We start from the raw sequence: 17,663 nt of genomic DNA on the forward strand, positions 1-17,663 counted from the left end.
GGTTAGCCTTTCGGGGCTAGGAGTTTCAGCGCCGCACGAATGAGCTGGCTGGTATCAAGGTCGGGCGTATCATTCAGCGCCTGCGCTACAGCGCCCGCAGCGTCAGAGGGCGAATACCCGAGGTTCTGCAAGGCCGACAGCGCCTCTGGCTGCGCGCTCGACACTTTGGGCGGGGCAGCGCGGGGTTTCGGCGCAGGTTCGGCCTCGATCACGTCATCAGAAACGGTGGCTTCTGTGCCTGTCATTGCCATCACACTTGGCGCTTTGCCTTTGAGTTCCAGAATGGCCTTTTGCGCGGTTTTCGGGCCGACACCCTTGGCGCGGGCAATCGCGGACCAATCCTCGAGCGCAATCGCGCGGCTCACCCCTTCGGGGCCGAGCGTGCCAAGGATCGCAAGTGACGCCTTCGGGCCAATGCCCTGAACGCCCGTCAGCAGACGATGCCATTCCTTTTCCACCAAGGTCGAAAAGCCGAACAATTGCATCAAATCTTCACGGACGAGCAGATCTGTATACAGCGCAACCGCCTGACCAATCGGAGGGATCGTCGCCATCACGCGATCGGAACAGTAAACAATGTAGCCGACACCGCGCACGTCGATCAGAACATGATCCAGACCTTTATAGTCTACGATCCCCGAAATCTTTCCAATCATACGCCAGCCTTTGCGATAGCGCGGGACAGGTGGCCCGCTGATTGACAATGATGTGCATGACAAATGGCAATCGCCAAGGCATCCGCCGCATCCGCGCCCGCGATTTTCACGCCAGGTAATTGCAGCCGCACCATGTGGTCGATCTGTTTTTTATCCGCGTGTCCAACCCCGACCACCGCCTTTTTCACGGCGTTGGGTAGATATTCCCCGACGCGCAACCCAGCCTGCGCAGGAACCAACAACGCAATCCCCCGCGCCTGCCCCAGTTTCAGGGTGGCAACCGCGTCTTTGTTCACAAAGGTCTGTTCGACCGCTGCAGCATCAGGCTGATAGGTCGCGAAGACCTCAGTCAGTTGGGAATAGAGCGACAATAGACGATCGGACAAATCCGCAGCGCCATCCGATTTACAGACCCCATTGGCAACGTGCGAAAGACGCGAGCCAGAGACATCAATGATTCCCCACCCCATATTTCGCAACCCCGGATCGATGCCGATGACGCGCATGCCTGTTCCTTTTTGTATGCTCTTTCGGTCACAAGTAGCACAAAAAGAGAACAAACGCCAAGTCGCAATATTAAGCAGATTTTCATGCCGCACCTGCGAGAGACGCAAAAACGACCCTAAAAACGACACTTCAAATTTCGGCCGCGACGGAATTCGAAGCTTAAAAACAAGGCCGTTTGTCCAAAAATAAGGCATTCCAAAAACGCATAAGAACTATGCAAAACCGACTATAGCTTTTGATTTTTTCCGCAACTAAATGGCGACCATCAAGACAACATCGCTGCACTGCGGCGACCCGACCCATGAAGGACAAAGCTATGGCTATGGTTGACACCACCACCGCGTACACTCCGCGTCTGGCCTATCAGGCCGTTTCGTTCGTCTACAACGTGATCACCAACATTCAACTCTGGAACGAATCTCGCAAAACCGTGCGTGTTCTGGAGAAACTGACCGAACGTGAATTGAATGACATCGGTCTGAACCGCGGCGACATCTATAACTTCGCTCGCACTGGGTCGTTCTAATCTGACCTAGTTCACGCACAATCGACGATACGACAAAGGCCACCTCAACGGTGGCCTTTTGCGTTTTCGAATGCTGAAACGATCATCGCATCATCAAAACGTTAGCGACCCCACGATCAATCTGGGCCGCCAATGTGCGGCTGACAACGTCTGCCTGCATGATCCATGCTCCCGAACGGTCGAGCATTGTTCCAGCCCGCATCATATCAATGCGTTGATTGTAAGCCATCTCACCAAGGTAAAGAAGAACGATGACCTTGAATGCAATCAGCGCGACGACCATCGTGAACAGCCCTTTGAACGGGATGTGGGGCGCACGGCGTCGGGCACGCGCTACGATCAGCCCGTCACTTTGAACCACATGATCTACGCCATTGGCCATACGGACCTGATAGGTCCGCTCTATTTGTTTCAGACGTGCATCGAACGTCGCTTTATTATCAGCCATAGGATTACCTCCGGCACGGCCCCCACCGCACAAAAACACCTAATATTTCGATAAAATTAGCTGCTAATTTCGTCCAATTTAGGGCCGTCCGAGCACTGATTTGGAAACATTACTCGAAAATGAGGGTCAGTGTTGTCCAATCACCGATGGATTCACGGTTTTTCAACCCAAATCCCTGCGCTTGGTAGGCTGCCAGCACAGAATCGGCCTGTTCGTTCAGAATGCCCGACAGGATCGACACGGTGCCCGATTTCGAATGGCGCGCCATGTCTGGTGCAATGGCGATCAGAGGTCCTTTGAGGATGTTTGCAAAGATCAGGTCATAGGGTGCGGCGGCGCCAATCTCTGGCGCGTCAAAGCCTGCGGCCTCAATACACAGAACGCTGCCCGACATGCCGTTGGCCGACAGGTTGGCCTCGGCAACCTCAACAGCGACTGCATCAATGTCGGATGCAAGAACAACTGTATCAGGCCAGAGACGCGCAGCACCCATCGCCAAGACAGCGGTGCCACACCCCACGTCGATGGTGTGTGCAGGTGCGTAACCTGCGTCCGCCAAACGATCCAAGGCGCGCAGGCAGCCCAAGGTCGTGCCGTGGTGTCCCGTACCAAAGGCCATCGCGGCCTCGATCAGCAGCGCGATACGATCCTCTGGGACTTTATCCGCATCATGGCTGCCGTAGACAAAGAAACGACCAGCCTCGACGGGAGCCAATTCACGCTTCACATGAGCGACCCAGTCGATCTGCGGCACTTCGGAAATCACAAAGTCCTTTGCGCCATGCATCGTCGATAACAGCGCCAGCCCTGCCCGATCTGGTTCTTCGACGAAATAGACGGCGACTTCGAACAGGCCCGAACCATCCTCGATCTCAAAGCTTCCAACGCCAGTGGGCTCTGGCCACAGGTTTTCGCAATCAGCGGCCAACGCCTCTGCCTGTTCGAGGGAGGGGACAACAGCGATGGCGGAGTAGGTCAGGTCAGTCATGATCGTATCGTCTTTATTCAGCAGGAGCGGCGACGGGCCGCGTGAAAATAGTCTCATGCCCAGCCATAGGATGACGCGGGATAAGAAGCGATAGGCAAAGCGAAACAAACGCCATGCAGGCCGCAAGGATGAACACGGCAAAAGGAGAATAGAGCCACAATAGCCCCAAGAGCACTGGCAGGAACACAGCCGCGATATGGTTGATCGTAAAGGCCACAGCAGCGGTCGGTGCAATATCCGCAGGATCGGCGATCTTTTGAAAATAGGTTTTCAGCGCGAGCGCGAGACCAAAGAAAATATGGTCCACGACATAAAGCGTGGCCGCGATAGCAACACCCCAGCCGAACCAATAGACACCCCCGTAGGCCAAGAACACACAGATCAGGCCCGTGTATTCAAAGACCAAAGCACGGCGTTCACCCCAGAGATGGACGATTTTCCCCAACACGGGCGCGATCAGCATGTTGGCGATCAGGGTGACGAGGTAGAGGCTTGTGACCTCATGCACCTCAAATCCGAACCGTTCGACCATCATGAAGCCAGCAAAGACGACAAAGATTTGCCGACGGGCACCCGCCATGAATTGCAGCGCGTAATAGAGACCGTATCGACGGCGCAGGATGAATTTCTTGATCTGGGGGTTTGGGGCTTCGAACTGCGGGAAAGCGACCATGCAGTAAATCGCGACCAGCGCGGTAAAGCCGCCTGACATGAGGTAGACCGTGTTGAACGACAGTTCAAAGCTTTTCCACGTCATGACAACCAGCACATAGGCCACCAAGGTCGCCGCCGATCCCGCCGACATCAACCAGCCCAGCGTTTGCGGGGCCTTGGCCTTGTCGATCCACTGGAGCTGGAGCGATTGGTTCACCGTCTCAAAGTAGTGGAACCCGATCGAGCTGAAGGTGGTGATCATCAGGATCCCGCCCAAGGTCGGGAACCATGCTGTTACTGCCGTAGACACGCCTAAGAGCAGCAGCGCCGAAAGGCCCAGCACCTGTTCGCGCACCACCATCAAGATCAAAATCACGCCGATGGCGAGGAACCCTGGGATTTCGCGGACGGTGTGCAACAGGCCGATGTCGTCGCCTTGGAAGTTGGCGACCTCGACGACGAAGTTGTTCAACAGCGCCGACCAGATCGAAAACGCAACGGGCATTCCCATCGCCATCAGGAACAATAACGCAATCGGACGTCGCCACAGGGGCAACTGGTCTGCGTCATTCAGTGGGAAAATGCGTCTCATGTCCGCCCGATACGCCTTTTTATGGGCTAAGGCGAGTGATTTTACCGCCCCGCCCTGTCTGATCTGGGTCAAAGATTTCGCATTTCAGAGTCCAGTATTCAGACATTCAGATGTATAGAGAAGCATCGTAGCGGGGAGGCTAATATGGATTTACTATCCATCGTCGAAACTTTGGGTGAAGGCCGCACGGCTCTTTTGATGGGGGTCATCACGGGCATCACCTTTGGCGTGGCCGCACAACGGTCGCGGTTTTGCCTACGCGCTGCAACCGTGGAGTTTGCCCGCCGCCAGATGGGGGACAAGGTCGCAGTCTGGCTGCTGACCTTCTCGACCGCGGTGGTCTGGGTGCAAGCGGCAGGGCTATTGGGCTACATCGACATTCCTGAGGCACGCATCATGGCCATCCCCGGCAGTTGGTCAGGCGCGATTGTCGGCGGTCTAATGTTCGGTGTCGGTATGATCATGGCGCGGGGCTGTTCGGGGCGTTTGCTGGTTCTAGCCGCGACAGGGAACCTGCGTAGTTTGGTGTCGGGTATGGTCTTTGCCGTGGTTGCGCAGATGACGATGGGTGGCTGGCTCAAGGCGCCGCGTGACTGGATCGCTTCGCAATGGATCACCTCAGGCGGACGCAATGTAGACCTTTTAACCACGCTGCACTTGCCAGAATGGGGCGGTTTGGCCTTTGGTCTGATGCTCGCCATCCTCGCCCTGATCATCGCCCGCAAGAACCGAATAGGCGCCAGCCGCCTGATCTTTGGGGCGGGCGTGGGCTTTGCCGTGGCGCTGGGTTGGGCGCTTACAACAGCATTGAGCCGCGTGGCGTTTGACCCTTACCCAATCGAAAGTGCTACGTTTACCGGCCCTTCGGCCAACACGTTGATGTTCCTGCTCGATAGTGGAAACGCTGTTCTGGAATTCCCTGTGGGCCTCGTTCCGGGCGTATTCATCGGCGCGTTCTTCTCCTCGGTCCTTACCAAAGAGTTCAAATTCCAAGGCTTTGAGTCGGAGGCCAATATGCGGCGATCCCTCACAGGGGCAGCCCTCATGGGGTTTGGCGGGATGCTGGCGGGTGGTTGCGCAATCGGCGCGGGCGTCACAGGTGGGTCAGTCTTTGCGGGCACCGCATGGCTCGCGCTGACCGCATTCTGGATCGGCGGGATGGTCACCGACTTCCTTCTCGATCAGCGCATCGCGCGCGTGTCGGAGCTTTAACCGACGAGCCTCGGCGGGTTGACTGCATTGCGATGACGTTCCTCAACGCCAATCCGCAAACCTCGTCCGATCCGGTGGACCAACTCTGACCACGCAGCAGCCTGCAGCGGGTTGAGGTGACGGCGCAAGACGGAGTCGAACAAGCCAAGCCAAACGTCGAAATGTTGCGGTCGCACGTCGCCCGCATGCATGTGCGCACGCATCGGATTGCCGTCGTAGACCTTGTCGAAAAAGATCACATTGCGCCAAAAATTGACAATCTTGGCCTCATGAGCGGTCCAGTCCGTCACGTGCTTGCTAAAGATCGGCCCCAATCCGGGATGGGTTCGCACGACGGCATAGAATTCGTGAACAACCAGTTCGACCTCTTGCTCAGAGATCGGGAAACGGGGCGACAGTAACGACATGGCCCGTCCTTTCAACGTCGGAAACCCCCAATCGGTGATCGCCCCCAACGCACGACCGATCACACGATAAACTTTAGCAAAGCCAATCTGAGCCCACATTGACAAAGAACAAGATGCGGCAATTTTAGTCAGGTGGCCACATAGACTTTACGCCAATTCCTGCCCGTCCTATAAGCCGCCCATGATGGCACGTAACCCGATCATTATTCGAATTACGAACCCGGCTCTCTGAAACCAGAGCGGCCGGGCCAAGGTGTCTGAGACTTCGCACCGATCCTACCCATCCTGACCGAATTTTCGTGAAAAGGACGCCACCATGTGCGCCGACACACCTGACTACAAAGACACCCTAAACCTGCCGGAAACAGAATTCCCGATGCGTGCTGGCCTGCCGCAGCGCGAGCCCGAATGGCTTGCCCGTTGGGCCGAGATCGGCATCTACGATCGCCTTCGTGAAAAATCTGACCGCACTCCGTTCATCCTGCACGATGGCCCTCCTTATGCGAACGGCCACCTGCACATCGGTCACGCGCTGAACAAGATCCTCAAGGACTTTATCGTCCGTTCGCAGCAGATGCTGGGCAAAGATGCGCGTTACGTTCCGGGTTGGGATTGTCACGGTCTGCCGATCGAATGGAAAATCGAAGAAAAATACCGTGCTGAGGGCAAGAACAAGGACGAAGTGAACGTTGTCGACTTCCGTCAAGAATGCCGCAAGTTCGCCGAGGGCTGGATCGACATCCAACGTGAAGAGTTCAAACGTCTGGGCATCACCGGCAACTGGGCCGATCCTTATCTGACGATGAACTTCCACGCGGAACGTGTGATCGCCGAAGAATTCATGAAGCTCTTGATGAACGGCACGCTCTATCAGGGATCGAAACCTGTGATGTGGTCGCCCGTTGAGAAAACCGCGCTGGCCGAGGCCGAGGTCGAATACCACGACCACACCAGCCATCAGGTTTGGGTGCGGTTTAAACCTGTCTCGGGTGGCGAAAAGGTATCAGACGACGACTTTACCGTCGTGATCTGGACAACGACCCCGTGGACCATCCCGCAGAACCGCGCTGTCGCGTATGGCCCGACCATCGAATACGGTCTCTACAAAGTGACCGAAGTTCACGAGCACTCTGCCGCGACCGTTGGCGAGGTTGTCCTTCTCGCCAATTCGCTGGCCGAGTCGGTGATGCAGGGCGTTCGCGTCACTGCTTTCGAAAAAATTGGCGATGTCTCTGCTGATGCCCTCGAAGGCATGATCCTCGCACACCCCTATCGTGGTGTCGAAGACGGCAATGGCGAATGGGACTACGACGTCCCAATGCTACCCGGCGATCACGTGACCGAAGAGGCTGGCACAGGCTTTGTTCACACCGCGCCGTCGCACGGTGACGACGACTATCAGCTCGGCCTGAAATTCGGCCTGCCGATGACCTACAACGTGACCGAGGATTCCTCTTACCGCGCTGACCTGCCGATCTTTGCTGGCATGCATGTGATCCTGCCCGATGGTAAAGAAGGTCCTGCGAACGTCGCCAACATCAAACAGATGGCCTACACGGGCGCACTGTTTGGCAAGGCGAAGATGAAGCACTCCTACCCGCACTCGTGGCGGTCCAAGGCTCCGGTGATCTATCGCAACACGCCACAGTGGTTCGCAGCCATTGATAAGGACGTGAACGATGGTCAGGACACCTATGGCAAGACCATCCGCGAACGTGCGCTGACCTCGATCGACCAACTCGTGAAATGGACCCCGCAAACGGGTCGCAATCGCCTTTATTCAATGATCGAAGCACGTCCTGACTGGGTTCTGTCGCGTCAACGCGCGTGGGGCGTTCCGCTGACTTGCTTCGTCAAAAAAGACACCCTGCCGACCGCAGATGATTTCCTCCTGCGCAACGCGGCGATCAACGCTCGCATCGCTGAGGAGTTCGAGGTTGGTGGCGCCGACGTTTGGTATGTCGATGGCTTCAAAGAGCGCGTGTTCGGCAACGATGCGAACCCTGACGACTACGACCAGGTCTTTGACGTGCTCGACGTTTGGTTCGACTCGGGTTCGACCCACGCATTCGTTCTGCGCGACCGTGAAGACGGCACAGCGGACGGCATCGCTGATCTTTATCTCGAAGGCACCGACCAGCACCGCGGTTGGTTCCATTCGTCCATGCTTCAGGCCTGCGGCACCAAAGGTCGCGCGCCCTACAAGGGCGTTTTGACCCACGGCTTTACGCTGGATGAAAAGGGCATGAAGATGTCTAAATCCATCGGCAACACCGTCGCCCCCGAAGACGTATGTAACGAATACGGCGCAGACATCCTGCGTCTGTGGGTGGCACAGTCCGACTATACCGCTGACCTTCGCATCGGCGATAAGATCATCAAGGGCGTTGCGGACAGCTACCGTCGTCTGCGCAACACCATGCGCTTTATGCTGGGGTCGCTCAACGACTTCACAGAGGCCGATCGCGTTGATCCGAAAGACATGCCAGAACTGGAACGCTGGGTACTACATCGCTTGGCTGAGTTGGATGAGGTCGTTCGCAAGGGCTATGCCGAATACGATTTCCAAGGCGTATTCCAAGCGCTCTTTAACTTTGCGACCGTGGACCTGTCTGCCTACTACTTCGACATCCGCAAGGACGCGCTCTACTGTGATGGCGATACCCTGAACCGCCGCGCATCGCGCACGGTTCTCGACATCCTGTTCAACCGTCTGACCACTTGGCTGGCCCCGATCCTCGTGTTTACGATGGAAGAGGTCTGGCTCGAGCGTCACAAAGAGGACGGCGCGTCGGTGCATCTGGTCGATATCCCAGAAACACCTGCAGAGTGGAAAGACGAAGCCTTGGCCGCAAAATGGGCTGGCATCCGCAAGGTGCGCCGCGTTGTGACTGCAGCACTGGAAATCCAGCGCCGTGATAAGGTCATCGGTGCAAGCCTTGAGGCCGCGCCTGTCGTCCACGTTGACGACAAAGACGTGCTTGAAGCGCTGAAAACCGTGGCGTTTGACGACCTCTGCATCACCTCTGGCGTCATGCTCACAAACGACCCTGCCCCTGCTGAAGCCTTCCGCATGGGCGAGGTTGAGGGCGTGGCCGTCGTCTTTGAAAAGGCGGACGGTGAGAAATGCGAACGCTGCTGGAAAATCCTTCCAGACGTTGGCACCCACAGCCACGCGGGCGTCTGCGGACGCTGTGACGCGGCACTGGGATAACAGATCTGGGCGCCTTCGGGCGCCCTTTTCACAACGAGGAACCACATGATCACGATCGTCACCACAGCCGCAGACCGTCAGGCCTGCTATGACATCCGGACCACCGTTTTTGTGGGCGAACAGAACGTGCCGCCAGAACTGGAACTGGACGATCTAGAGGACCAATGCACCCACTTCCTCGCGCGGCTAGACGGAGTGCCGATGGGAACCGCACGCCTGCTCGACCGTGGTTATGCCAAGGTGCAGCGCGTTGCCGTGATGAAAGAGGCTCGTGGAACCGGCTTGGGTAAACGGCTGATGGAGGCTCTGCTCGATCACGCCCGCGACATTGGTTTCACCGAGGCCCGCCTCGATGCGCAGGTCAGCGCCATTCCGTTTTATGAGAAACTAGGCTTCACCGCTGAGGGGCCAGTGTTTGACGATGCAGGAATCCCGCATCGCCTGATGACAAAGCCGCTTTAACCATCTTTGCCGTAGATCACCTGCTGCATAGCGCCTGCCGAAATCAAGTAAACAGAGGTAATCACCAGACCGTAATGCGCCCAGCTTTCGGGATGGAAATCGACCCAAGCGGCCCAGCCCGCAAATCCTGTCCACGCCAGCGCCATCGGCAAAGTCACGAACCGCCAGCGAGCGGTGCGCGTCGGGTGAACGAATTTGATCGGCAAGAACATCGCAATCGACAGCACGACCACGAGGCCGAGGATCACCCAGTAATCGGGGCGGATCGCAAAGACGACCAATACCAGCATGTTCCAGCATCCCGGGAAACCAGAGAACGAATAGTCCTTTGTTTTCATACGGGTGTCCGCGAAATACAGCGCAGATGTGAACGTGATCACCATGATCGCCACCCAGCCCGTCCAACCCGGCAACATTTCGGGGTGTTTGAACAGCGCGTAGGCGGGCACAAAGACGTAGGTCAGATAGTCGATGATCAGGTCCAACAGCACGCCGTCATAGATCGGGCTATTGGTTTTGACATCGTATTTCCGCGCCAACGGCCCATCGATCCCATCCACAAAGAACGCGACGACCAGCCAGAGGAACATCAAGCTCCAATTGCCATCGACGGCAGCGAGCATAGCGAGCATCGCAAAAACTGCGCCAGTTGCGGTGAGAAGGTGAACGCCGAGGGCTTTGTGTGATAGTGTCATTGGGGCTAAATGACCGAAAGCAACCCTAGGGGCAAGGGTTCAGTCACGTGATCCCGCCCCTGCGCGAGGGTGCGCTGATCGATAGACCTCCATCAATCGGGCGGTATCGACCGCCGTATACATCTGCGTGGTATTGAGCGAAGCGTGACCCAATAATTCTTGAATGGCCCGCAAGTCCCCGCCCGCGTTCAACAAATGCGTGGCAAAGGAATGGCGCAGCGCATGCGGGGTTGCCGTCGCAGGCAGGCCAAGCTGCATACGTGCCTGCGCCATGACCTTTTGGATCATCACAGGCGACAGTTGTCCGCCGCGTACGCCCCGAAACAGCGGGGCGTCAGGGTCGATTTGATGCGGGCAGTCTCGCACATAGGCAGCCACCGCATCACGGGCGGCGTCGATCACGGGCACGATACGCTCTTTCCCACCTTTGCCGACGATCCGCAGGACGCTGGGCAAAGGATAGTCGCTCCCCTTGAGGCCCAAAGCCTCTGATATCCGCAAGCCACAGCCGTAGAGCAGCGTCACGACCGCCGTATCCCTAGCGGCCACCCAAGGTTCGCGGGCTTGAAGCTCCACTGTGTCGAGCATCGCTTTGGCGGCGTCTTCTGCCAGTGGTCGGGGTAGTTTTTTCTGGAACTTGGGGGCGCGGGTCATAAGGACCGCTGAAGGGTCGAACCCCTCTCGCTCTGCCATCCATTTCACAAAGGATTTCACCGCAGACAGCATCCGTGCCAGCGACCGCGCCGCAACACCACGCCCGCGTTCATGCGCCATCCATGACCGCATATCAGAGATGGTCAGTCGCGACAGCGCTGCCGTGCCCTGTTGATCACCGTGGTGGTTTTGCAGGAACCCAAGGAACGCGAGAACGTCTGTTTGGTAGGCCTTGATCGTGTTTTCGGCCACACCATCCACCGCCCGCGCATGGTCAAGCCAACGGGCAAGCGCATCGGTAAGAGCCGGAGAAATCACTCAAGCCAGCGCCGCATGGCGCGTTCAAAGACAGAGCCAAAGAACCCAAGAAGGTCCGTGCCCTGCTGTGGCGAAAACTGATGCGGGTCCTCGGCCCCCATCGCCAGCATACCCGGCAAGCGACCCGGACCGAAGTCCAGACGCAGACAAGCCTCGGAGCGAATGTAATCCGCTTTTTCACCGTAGAGGCTGTTTTCCTCTGGCTGCACTTGACGCAAAAGCACCTGACGCAGCGGGGCATTGCGGCCCTTGGTCATGTAGTCCGCGATAAATCCGGGCTTCACAACAGAGAGCACATCGCCAAGGCTGCGCACCGCGTCATCCGCCTGCTCTGCCCCACTTTCGAGAACCAGACGCATGGAATCGACGCGCAGGATTTCCGCGACTTCGGTGCCGAGGTCCTGAAGGAAGGCATCGAACTTCACGGGTTCCATCATGCGCAACACAGCGCGATGGATTTGATTGGTGCCTGCGAGGTTTTCATAAGCAGCGGCGATCACGCTGCGGTGGGTATCCTCTAGGCGGTCCAGACGCGCCTCGAGCCGAGCCATCGCAATGCCGCGCAGATCAACGATATTGCCGCCCATCGCCTGCTCGTTCGCAGAAACGAGCGCGCGCATCAGATCAGTATCTTCGAGAACGACCTCAGGATCGGAAAGAATAAAATCCCGCACTTTCGGATCGATTTCCGGATTACCGCTCATCACTGACCTCATACTGCTTTGCGCAAACCCTAACAGGTTTTTGCGAGAGGTTGTGTAAAAAATCGCCTCATCGCGCAAGTCAGCAGAAAACTGCGACTACGGATTGTGCAGGTTTTGCCACAGGTTAGCGGCACCACTTAACGCAAATAGGGGCAGCCATTCTGGCCACCCCTAGATGTAGATCGGATCAGGTGAAGATTAGAGAATCTTCTGGCCTGTCTTTGCCCAGTCCGCTTCGAACTGGGCGAGACCTTTGTCGGTCAGAACGTGGTTCGCCATCGCTTTGATCACAGCCGGCGGAGCGGTCATAACGTCAGCGCCGATTTTCGCACATTCAGACACGTGGTTCGCGGTGCGCACAGACGCCGCGAGGATCTGGGTCTCATAGCCGTAGTTGTCGTAAACGGTGCGGATATCTTCGATCAGCTGCAGACCGTCGAGGTTGATATCGTCAAGACGACCGATGAACGGCGAGATGAAGGTCGCGCCAGCTTTTGCTGCCAGAATCGCTTGGTTCACCGAGAAGCAAAGCGTCACGTTCACCATGATCCCACGCGAGGACAGTTCCTTACAAACGCGCAGACCAGCCCAGGTCAGAGGAACCTTGACCGCGATGTTATCCGCGATTTTTGCGAGCTTTTCGCCTTCGGCCAGCATGGTCTCAAAGTCCATGGATACAGCTTCAGCCGATACAGGACCATCAACCAGTTCAGCGATTTCCTTCGTGACTTCGAGGATATCACGGCCCGATTTCAGGATCAGCGACGGGTTGGTGGTCACGCCATCAACCATACCGAGGTCGTTAAGTTCGCGGATTGCATCCACGTCAGCGGTATCTACAAAAAATTTCATGGGATTTGCCTCACAGTGTGGGTTGGCCTTTGTCGGGTCAGCGTTTACCTCAGGTAGGGCGAAACCGAAACCCCGAAATGAGTGCGCTAACATGAGAGAGTTCTATGCAGAGGGAGAGCTGGTATCTGTGCTGACCGCGCAGCCTCTCGACCGTCTGCTGGACTACAAGGCACCTGAGGGGGGATGTTGGCGCGGGGCATTCGTCGAAGTACCTCTTGGCCCACGCAAGGTTTTAGGCGTGATCTGGGGCGATGGCATAGGCGGGTTCGACCTGTCCAAAGCGCGATCAGTCAATCGCGTGCTCGATGTGGCGCCCATGCGCGAAGAGATGCGTCAGTTCCTGACTAAGGTCGGCGCCTATACCCTGACCCCCATGTCCGCGATGCTACGGCTCGCCACACGTGCGCCTGGATTGGGCGACGCACCATCCATGCGCAAAGTGTACCGTTTGGGCGATGTTGCCCCCGACCGCATGACCGACGCCCGCGCCCGCGTATTAGAGGTGCTGCGCGATTATGGCGGATTGGCCTTTACCCTGTCCGAACTGGCCGAAATGGCGGGAACATCGTCCTCGGTCATCAAGGGCCTCGTCAAACAAGGCGCAGTCAGCGAAGAGGACAGCCCGCGTGATCTGCCCTACCCTCGGCTCGATCCTGACTACGGCGCGAAAGACCTCAGCGACGATCAAGCCGCAGCCGCCGAAACCCTGCGGGCGAAAATGCGATCGGGTGCCTATGGAACCACGCTCCTCAAAGGCGTGACAGGATCGGGCAAAACCGAGGTTTACCTTGAGGCCGTGGCAGAGGCGCTCCGCGTTGGGCGACAGGCGCTGGTCCTTTTGCCAGAGATTGCCCTAACCTCTGAGTTCATCACGCGGGTTGAGGCTCGTTTCGGGATGAAGCCTGCGGAATGGCATTCGGGCGTTACAATGACTGAACGCCGCCGCTGCTGGAAAATGGTTGGCAATGGCGACGCGCAACTCGTGGTCGGCGCACGCTCCGCGCTTTATCTGCCCTATCGCGACCTCGGCCTGATTGTCGTCGATGAAGAACACGACACCTCCTACAAACAGGACGACGGCGTTCTTTATAACGCACGTGACATGGCCGTCCTTCGGGCCTCTCTCAACACCGCGCAGGTGGTTCTGGCCTCTGCGACGCCAAGCCTCGAAAGCTGGGCGAACGTTGAGGCAGGTAAATATGATCGGATCACGCTGACCTCGCGGTTTGGCGATGCGGTGCTGCCCGTCATGAAGGCCATCGATATGCGGGCCGAGGATGTCCCCTCTGGCCGTTGGATTTCTCCGAGCCTGCGATCCGCCATCATCGACCGTATGGAAAAGGGCGAACAATCGCTCGTCTTTCTAAACCGCCGAGGCTACGCGCCGCTCACCATTTGTCGCGCCTGTGGGCATCAGATCGCCTGTGATCATTGCGACGCTCGGATGGTGGAACATCGGTTCCTAAAACGGCTCATGTGCCACCAGTGCGGCGAAACCAAACCCATGCCGGAGGTCTGCCCGAATTGTCAGGCAGAGGGCAAACTGAACCCCGTTGGTCCGGGTGTGGAGCGTATGGCCGAAGAAGTGGCCGATCTATTCCCTGACGCGAAGATCGCGGTTTTGTCATCCGACCTGTTCGGATCAGCCCGCGCGCTCAAGGAAAAGATCGAAGAGATCGGGCGCGGCGAAACCGATATTATCATCGGCACGCAATTGGTCGCGAAGGGGCATAACTTCCCGCGATTGACGCTTGTCGGCGTGATTGATGCTGATTTGGGGCTGCAGGGGTCCGACCTCCGCGCTGCCGAACGGACATTTCAACTGATGCGTCAAGTTGCAGGGCGTGCGGGCCGCGCTGAGACGCCAGGCATTGCCTTGCTCCAAACCTATCAGCCCGAACACCATGTGATCCGCGCGATCCTATCGGGCGACGAAGAAGAATTCTGGAAGGCCGAAGCCGCAGAGCGTAAGGCGGCAGGCGTGCCTCCGTATGGACGCATGGCTGGCATCGTCATCTCTGGCCCCGACATGCAAGAAGCTTTTGACCTCGGAAATGCTTTGGCACGGCGGGCCGACCCGCTGACCCGTATCGGCGCGCAAGTCTTTGGCCCTGCTCCTGCCCCGATTGCCCGCATCCGTGGCCGTCACCGTGTTCGCCTACTGGTCAAGGCCGACAAAACCGCACCGCTACAAGGCGCACTCCAGCAATGGGTGGCGCAGGTGCGCGTGCCCAACAACGTCCGACTGTCGATCGACATCGACCCGCAAAGTTTTTACTGATCCGCCTTCGGACGCCCAAAGAGCCCTGCCAAGGCGCGGCTGACGATTTGCGAAACTGTCGGCTTTGACGCCACACCCCACGGCAACGGGCGGCATACCTCTAGCGCGGCCACACCGACCCGAGCGGTTAATGCGCCGTTGATCACGCCCTCACCGAAACGGCGCGACACCTTGGCCAAGGCTCCACCGCCCGCGACGGTTCCGATCAAGTCATCACCCACCGCAACGGCCCCCGTGGCAACCAGATGCGTCAGCACCGTGCGGGTCAAACGCCAGCTTCCGAAGGTGCCAGAGCGCCCTCCGTAAATCTCTGCGATACGACGGATCATCCGAAGGTTCGCGGTCAGCGCGGTGATCAGGTCGGCCAAAGCCAAGGGTACGATCGCAGTGACGGTCGCGACCTGACGCGCTGCGGCTTCGACCTCTGCGCGGGCCCTGACATCGAGCGGCAAGAGGAGCGTTTGTTCTGCCAATTGCAAAAGACCGTCAGCGTCCATCACCTCGGCTTCTCGGTCTGAGAGCTGGGCCAATCCCCACTCCAAATCCGCGCGATTTTTATAAAGTTTCTTTATATCCGACAGCACATTACGCGCCAAACCTAAATTACCGCTCGCGATAGCCTCTTGCGCCTCTTTGTGCACCTTATCCAGACGCCGTAACCGTCCGAACGCTGCCAGTTCCCGCAGCGAGATCAACGCCATAACTGCAACAAAACCAGCGACCAGAACCGTAACGACCAACCCTAAAATGGGCGACCGAGCGAGGAGTGCGTTCACGTAATCCCACGCGGCCAAGGACACGACAAAGCCGATCAGCGAGACGAGGAGCGACCAGAACCACTTTGCCAGACGCGAAGGTTTGCGCACCGACAGCGCCGCCAACTGCTGCATCGCGACGGGGCGTCCCGTGTCGAATTCATCGACAGGCGGAGCTTCTGCTGGACTCGGCGACGGAGTGTCGAGGTCGATCAAAACAGGGCCATTGGTCGTCATAGTCGATCCCCCAACAAAAATTGCGCAACACGGTCCATGCGGATGTGCGGCGGACCATCTCCCGGTCGGAGGGTGAGCGGCGCGGGTGCGAAATTCATCACGGAATAATCGGCATCCAACCATTTTTCATCGCCTGCACGGGCTGGAGCGAGAAGATGCGCAGGATCGTCAGGCAAGGCACCGGGGTAAAACGCAGCCTGCCGTCCATCAGACAGCAACTGCCCCCGCACCACATCAATGGTCGCACCATCGTGTTGAACACTGTCCTCGGTCGTTGTGCGCAGCGCCGCAATCGACATCGCAGAGGTGTGAGCCCCCGCGAAATCCGCGCGATCCTTTGCTTCACGCAACAGGGCCTGCGTGATCGCTGTCAGCTTGGTGTGTTGGCTGTGGTGGAGGTGGTCCGCCTTGGTCGCAGCAAAGAGGATTTTATCCACCCGCTTTCCACCCAAGAGCCGCGTGAGCCACGCATTCCGACCCGGTCGAAACGCCGCCAGAATATCAGCCATCGCAGTCCGCAAATCTTCTACCGCACGGGGGCCATTATGGATCGCGCCCAGAACATCCACCAAAACGATTTGTCGATCTATTCTTGCAAAATGATCCTTAAAGAACGGCTTTATGATCTTATTCTTGTAACTTTCGAACCTTCTCTCAAATTCTCGGTAGAGAGATCCTCGTGGCGCACGGTCGATTTCAGGCAACGGCGCAAAGGTCAAAACAGGTGATCCTTCCAGATCACCGGGTAAGAGAAACCGCCCTGGCGACAGGTCCGAAAACCCTTCCTCTCGGGCTGCATTCAGATATGCGGTAAAGCTCGCGGCCAAGGCCCCTGCGGTCGGTTCATCGTGCGGCTCTGCGCCCTTCGCCGAATGGATCGCATCGCGCGCGGCCAGCGCAACACTGCGCCCTTCCATCCGAGCCAAGGTCTCATGTGACCATTCCGCATAGGATTTTTCGAGCAGACCAAGGTCGAGCAACCATTCGCCGGGGTAATCAACAATATCGATATGAACCGTGCGCGGCCCAGTCACGCCCGCAAGGAACCCCGTCGGCTGAACGCGCAAGGACAGGCGCAATTCGGAAATGCGGCGTGTGCCCTCAGGCCAGCTCGGATGTGGCGCGGTTAGCTTAGCTAGGTGATCCTCAAACGGGAACCGAGGGATCGTGTCATCGGGCTGAGGCTGAAGATAAGCAGAACGGATCGCACCGCTTGCCGCAGGTACCAGTTGTGGCATCCGACCACGATCCATCAGGTTCGCCACCAGCGAGGTGATAAAGACCGTCTTGCCTGCGCGGCTCAACCCTGTGACACCCAAACGGATCACGGGATCGGAAAAAGGGGCCGTTACAGTGTCGGTGACCGTCTCAAGGCTACGGGCCAGACCATCGGCAAGTGTCGAAAGAACCAAATCAGTCTCCTGCTCTATTAGGTCATAGATAAGCACTTGAGGCGGCTCTGTGTAGGGGCGCTGCCCCCGCCCGCCTACGGCGGCCTCCC

The 17,663-nt window shown here is 57.8% G+C and carries 17 protein-coding genes; 5 read left to right on the plus strand and 12 right to left on the minus strand.

Features of this window, described 5'->3' with window-relative positions:
- Positions 1 to 2: 2 nt before the first annotated feature.
- Together ruvA and ruvC are read right to left on the minus strand one after the other, a co-directional pair.
- On the minus strand, positions 3 to 656 hold the full coding sequence (ruvA, locus tag BSK21_RS08745; RefSeq protein WP_067546181.1) for a Holliday junction branch migration protein RuvA: 654 nt from the start codon (positions 654 to 656) through the stop codon (positions 3 to 5).
- Positions 653 to 1,162, minus strand: coding sequence for a crossover junction endodeoxyribonuclease RuvC (gene ruvC, locus BSK21_RS08750; RefSeq protein ID WP_067546184.1), 510 nt, complete (start codon positions 1,160 to 1,162; stop codon positions 653 to 655). The genes ruvA and ruvC overlap by 4 nt, the downstream gene beginning before the upstream one ends.
- A 317-nt stretch (positions 1,163 to 1,479) precedes the next feature.
- On the opposite strand from ruvC, the gene BSK21_RS08755 reads away from it, so the two are divergent.
- The gene (locus BSK21_RS08755; protein WP_067546194.1) at positions 1,480 to 1,689 is read left to right on the plus strand and encodes a DUF1127 domain-containing protein; all 210 of its coding nucleotides are present in this window, start codon (positions 1,480 to 1,482) and stop codon (positions 1,687 to 1,689) included.
- Positions 1,690 to 1,771: 82 nt separating this feature from the next.
- Here BSK21_RS08755 and BSK21_RS08760 read toward each other — a convergent pair whose 3' ends face one another.
- The 3 genes from BSK21_RS08760 to BSK21_RS08770 form a co-directional block, all read right to left on the minus strand.
- Positions 1,772 to 2,137 carry a hypothetical protein gene (locus tag BSK21_RS08760; RefSeq protein WP_067546195.1) on the minus strand — a complete coding sequence of 122 codons (366 nt, stop codon included), beginning with the start codon at positions 2,135 to 2,137 and terminating at the stop codon, positions 1,772 to 1,774.
- Positions 2,138 to 2,246: 109 nt separating this feature from the next.
- On the minus strand, positions 2,247 to 3,125 hold the full coding sequence (locus tag BSK21_RS08765; RefSeq protein ID WP_067546197.1) for a 50S ribosomal protein L11 methyltransferase: 879 nt from the start codon (positions 3,123 to 3,125) through the stop codon (positions 2,247 to 2,249).
- Between the two features lie 13 nt (positions 3,126 to 3,138).
- A complete protein-coding gene (locus tag BSK21_RS08770) occupies positions 3,139 to 4,371 on the minus strand; it encodes an MFS transporter (RefSeq protein WP_067546198.1) in 1,233 nt (410 codons plus the stop codon).
- A gap of 144 nt (positions 4,372 to 4,515) precedes the next feature.
- Here BSK21_RS08770 and BSK21_RS08775 point away from each other — a divergent pair, with 144 nt between their 5' ends.
- Positions 4,516 to 5,583, plus strand: coding sequence for a YeeE/YedE family protein (locus BSK21_RS08775; RefSeq protein WP_067546201.1), 1,068 nt, complete (start codon positions 4,516 to 4,518; stop codon positions 5,581 to 5,583).
- Here the strand turns inward: BSK21_RS08775 and BSK21_RS08780 are convergent.
- The gene (locus BSK21_RS08780) at positions 5,580 to 6,089 is read right to left on the minus strand and encodes a group III truncated hemoglobin (protein WP_367639000.1); all 510 of its coding nucleotides are present in this window, start codon (positions 6,087 to 6,089) and stop codon (positions 5,580 to 5,582) included. The two genes, BSK21_RS08775 and BSK21_RS08780, sit on opposite strands and share 4 nt — an antisense overlap.
- Positions 6,090 to 6,306: 217 nt before the next feature.
- Here BSK21_RS08780 and ileS point away from each other — a divergent pair, with 217 nt between their 5' ends.
- Both ileS and BSK21_RS08790 read left to right on the plus strand, forming a co-directional pair.
- A complete protein-coding gene (gene ileS, locus BSK21_RS08785) occupies positions 6,307 to 9,204 on the plus strand; it encodes an isoleucine--tRNA ligase (protein ID WP_067546204.1) in 2,898 nt (965 codons plus the stop codon).
- A gap of 45 nt (positions 9,205 to 9,249) precedes the next feature.
- On the plus strand, positions 9,250 to 9,666 hold the full coding sequence (locus BSK21_RS08790) for a GNAT family N-acetyltransferase (protein ID WP_067546208.1): 417 nt from the start codon (positions 9,250 to 9,252) through the stop codon (positions 9,664 to 9,666).
- Here BSK21_RS08790 and BSK21_RS08795 read toward each other — a convergent pair.
- The 4 genes from BSK21_RS08795 to fsa all read right to left on the minus strand — a co-directional run bounded on the left by BSK21_RS08795 (position 9,663) and on the right by fsa (position 12,889).
- Positions 9,663 to 10,361, minus strand: coding sequence for a phosphatidylcholine/phosphatidylserine synthase (locus BSK21_RS08795; protein WP_067546211.1), 699 nt, complete (start codon positions 10,359 to 10,361; stop codon positions 9,663 to 9,665). The two genes, BSK21_RS08790 and BSK21_RS08795, sit on opposite strands and share 4 nt — an antisense overlap.
- 39 nt (positions 10,362 to 10,400) lie before the next feature.
- Positions 10,401 to 11,333 (minus strand): tyrosine recombinase XerC, encoded by a 933-nt coding sequence (locus BSK21_RS08800; RefSeq protein WP_074039001.1) that lies wholly within the window; start codon positions 11,331 to 11,333, stop codon positions 10,401 to 10,403.
- Positions 11,330 to 12,037, minus strand: coding sequence for a DUF484 family protein (locus BSK21_RS08805; protein WP_067546214.1), 708 nt, complete (start codon positions 12,035 to 12,037; stop codon positions 11,330 to 11,332). Before BSK21_RS08805 ends, BSK21_RS08800 begins: the two co-directional genes overlap by 4 nt.
- 198 nt (positions 12,038 to 12,235) lie before the next feature.
- The gene (fsa, locus tag BSK21_RS08810; RefSeq protein WP_067546217.1) at positions 12,236 to 12,889 is read right to left on the minus strand and encodes a fructose-6-phosphate aldolase; all 654 of its coding nucleotides are present in this window, start codon (positions 12,887 to 12,889) and stop codon (positions 12,236 to 12,238) included.
- 91 nt (positions 12,890 to 12,980) lie between these two features.
- On the opposite strand from fsa, the gene BSK21_RS08815 reads away from it, so the two are divergent.
- Complete coding sequence (locus BSK21_RS08815) at positions 12,981 to 15,170, plus strand: primosomal protein N' (RefSeq protein WP_067546222.1); 2,190 nt, start codon at positions 12,981 to 12,983, stop codon at positions 15,168 to 15,170.
- On the opposite strand, the gene BSK21_RS08820 is transcribed toward BSK21_RS08815, so the two are convergent.
- The gene (locus tag BSK21_RS08820) at positions 15,164 to 16,162 is read right to left on the minus strand and encodes a YcjF family protein (RefSeq protein WP_067546225.1); all 999 of its coding nucleotides are present in this window, start codon (positions 16,160 to 16,162) and stop codon (positions 15,164 to 15,166) included. The genes BSK21_RS08815 and BSK21_RS08820 overlap by 7 nt on opposite strands.
- A complete protein-coding gene (locus BSK21_RS08825; RefSeq protein WP_067546227.1) occupies positions 16,159 to 17,574 on the minus strand; it encodes a YcjX family protein in 1,416 nt (471 codons plus the stop codon). Before BSK21_RS08825 ends, BSK21_RS08820 begins: the two co-directional genes overlap by 4 nt.
- Between the last annotated feature and the right edge of the window lie 89 nt (positions 17,575 to 17,663).

Source organism: Marivivens sp. JLT3646, from assembly GCF_001908835.1.
Classification (GTDB): Bacteria; Pseudomonadota; Alphaproteobacteria; order Rhodobacterales; family Rhodobacteraceae; genus Marivivens; species Marivivens geojensis.

Excerpts from the sequence above, each read along its gene's own strand:
- ruvA (WP_067546181.1), bottom strand. The coding sequence starts at position 656 with ATGATTGGAAAGATTTCGGGGATCGTAGACTATAAAGGTCTGGATCAT.
- ruvC (WP_067546184.1), bottom strand. The coding sequence starts at position 1,162 with ATGCGCGTCATCGGCATCGATCCGGGGTTGCGAAATATGGGGTGGGGA.
- BSK21_RS08755 (WP_067546194.1), top strand. The coding sequence starts at position 1,480 with ATGGCTATGGTTGACACCACCACCGCGTACACTCCGCGTCTGGCCTAT.
- BSK21_RS08760 (WP_067546195.1), bottom strand. The coding sequence starts at position 2,137 with ATGGCTGATAATAAAGCGACGTTCGATGCACGTCTGAAACAAATAGAG.
- BSK21_RS08765 (WP_067546197.1), bottom strand. The coding sequence starts at position 3,125 with ATGACTGACCTGACCTACTCCGCCATCGCTGTTGTCCCCTCCCTCGAA.
- BSK21_RS08770 (WP_067546198.1), bottom strand. The coding sequence starts at position 4,371 with ATGAGACGCATTTTCCCACTGAATGACGCAGACCAGTTGCCCCTGTGG.
- BSK21_RS08775 (WP_067546201.1), top strand. The coding sequence starts at position 4,516 with ATGGATTTACTATCCATCGTCGAAACTTTGGGTGAAGGCCGCACGGCT.
- BSK21_RS08780 (WP_367639000.1), bottom strand. The coding sequence starts at position 6,089 with ATGTGGGCTCAGATTGGCTTTGCTAAAGTTTATCGTGTGATCGGTCGT.
- ileS (WP_067546204.1), top strand. The coding sequence starts at position 6,307 with ATGTGCGCCGACACACCTGACTACAAAGACACCCTAAACCTGCCGGAA.
- BSK21_RS08790 (WP_067546208.1), top strand. The coding sequence starts at position 9,250 with ATGATCACGATCGTCACCACAGCCGCAGACCGTCAGGCCTGCTATGAC.
- BSK21_RS08795 (WP_067546211.1), bottom strand. The coding sequence starts at position 10,361 with ATGACACTATCACACAAAGCCCTCGGCGTTCACCTTCTCACCGCAACT.
- BSK21_RS08805 (WP_067546214.1), bottom strand. The coding sequence starts at position 12,037 with ATGAGCGGTAATCCGGAAATCGATCCGAAAGTGCGGGATTTTATTCTT.
- fsa (WP_067546217.1), bottom strand. The coding sequence starts at position 12,889 with ATGAAATTTTTTGTAGATACCGCTGACGTGGATGCAATCCGCGAACTT.
- BSK21_RS08815 (WP_067546222.1), top strand. The coding sequence starts at position 12,981 with ATGAGAGAGTTCTATGCAGAGGGAGAGCTGGTATCTGTGCTGACCGCG.
- BSK21_RS08820 (WP_067546225.1), bottom strand. The coding sequence starts at position 16,162 with ATGACGACCAATGGCCCTGTTTTGATCGACCTCGACACTCCGTCGCCG.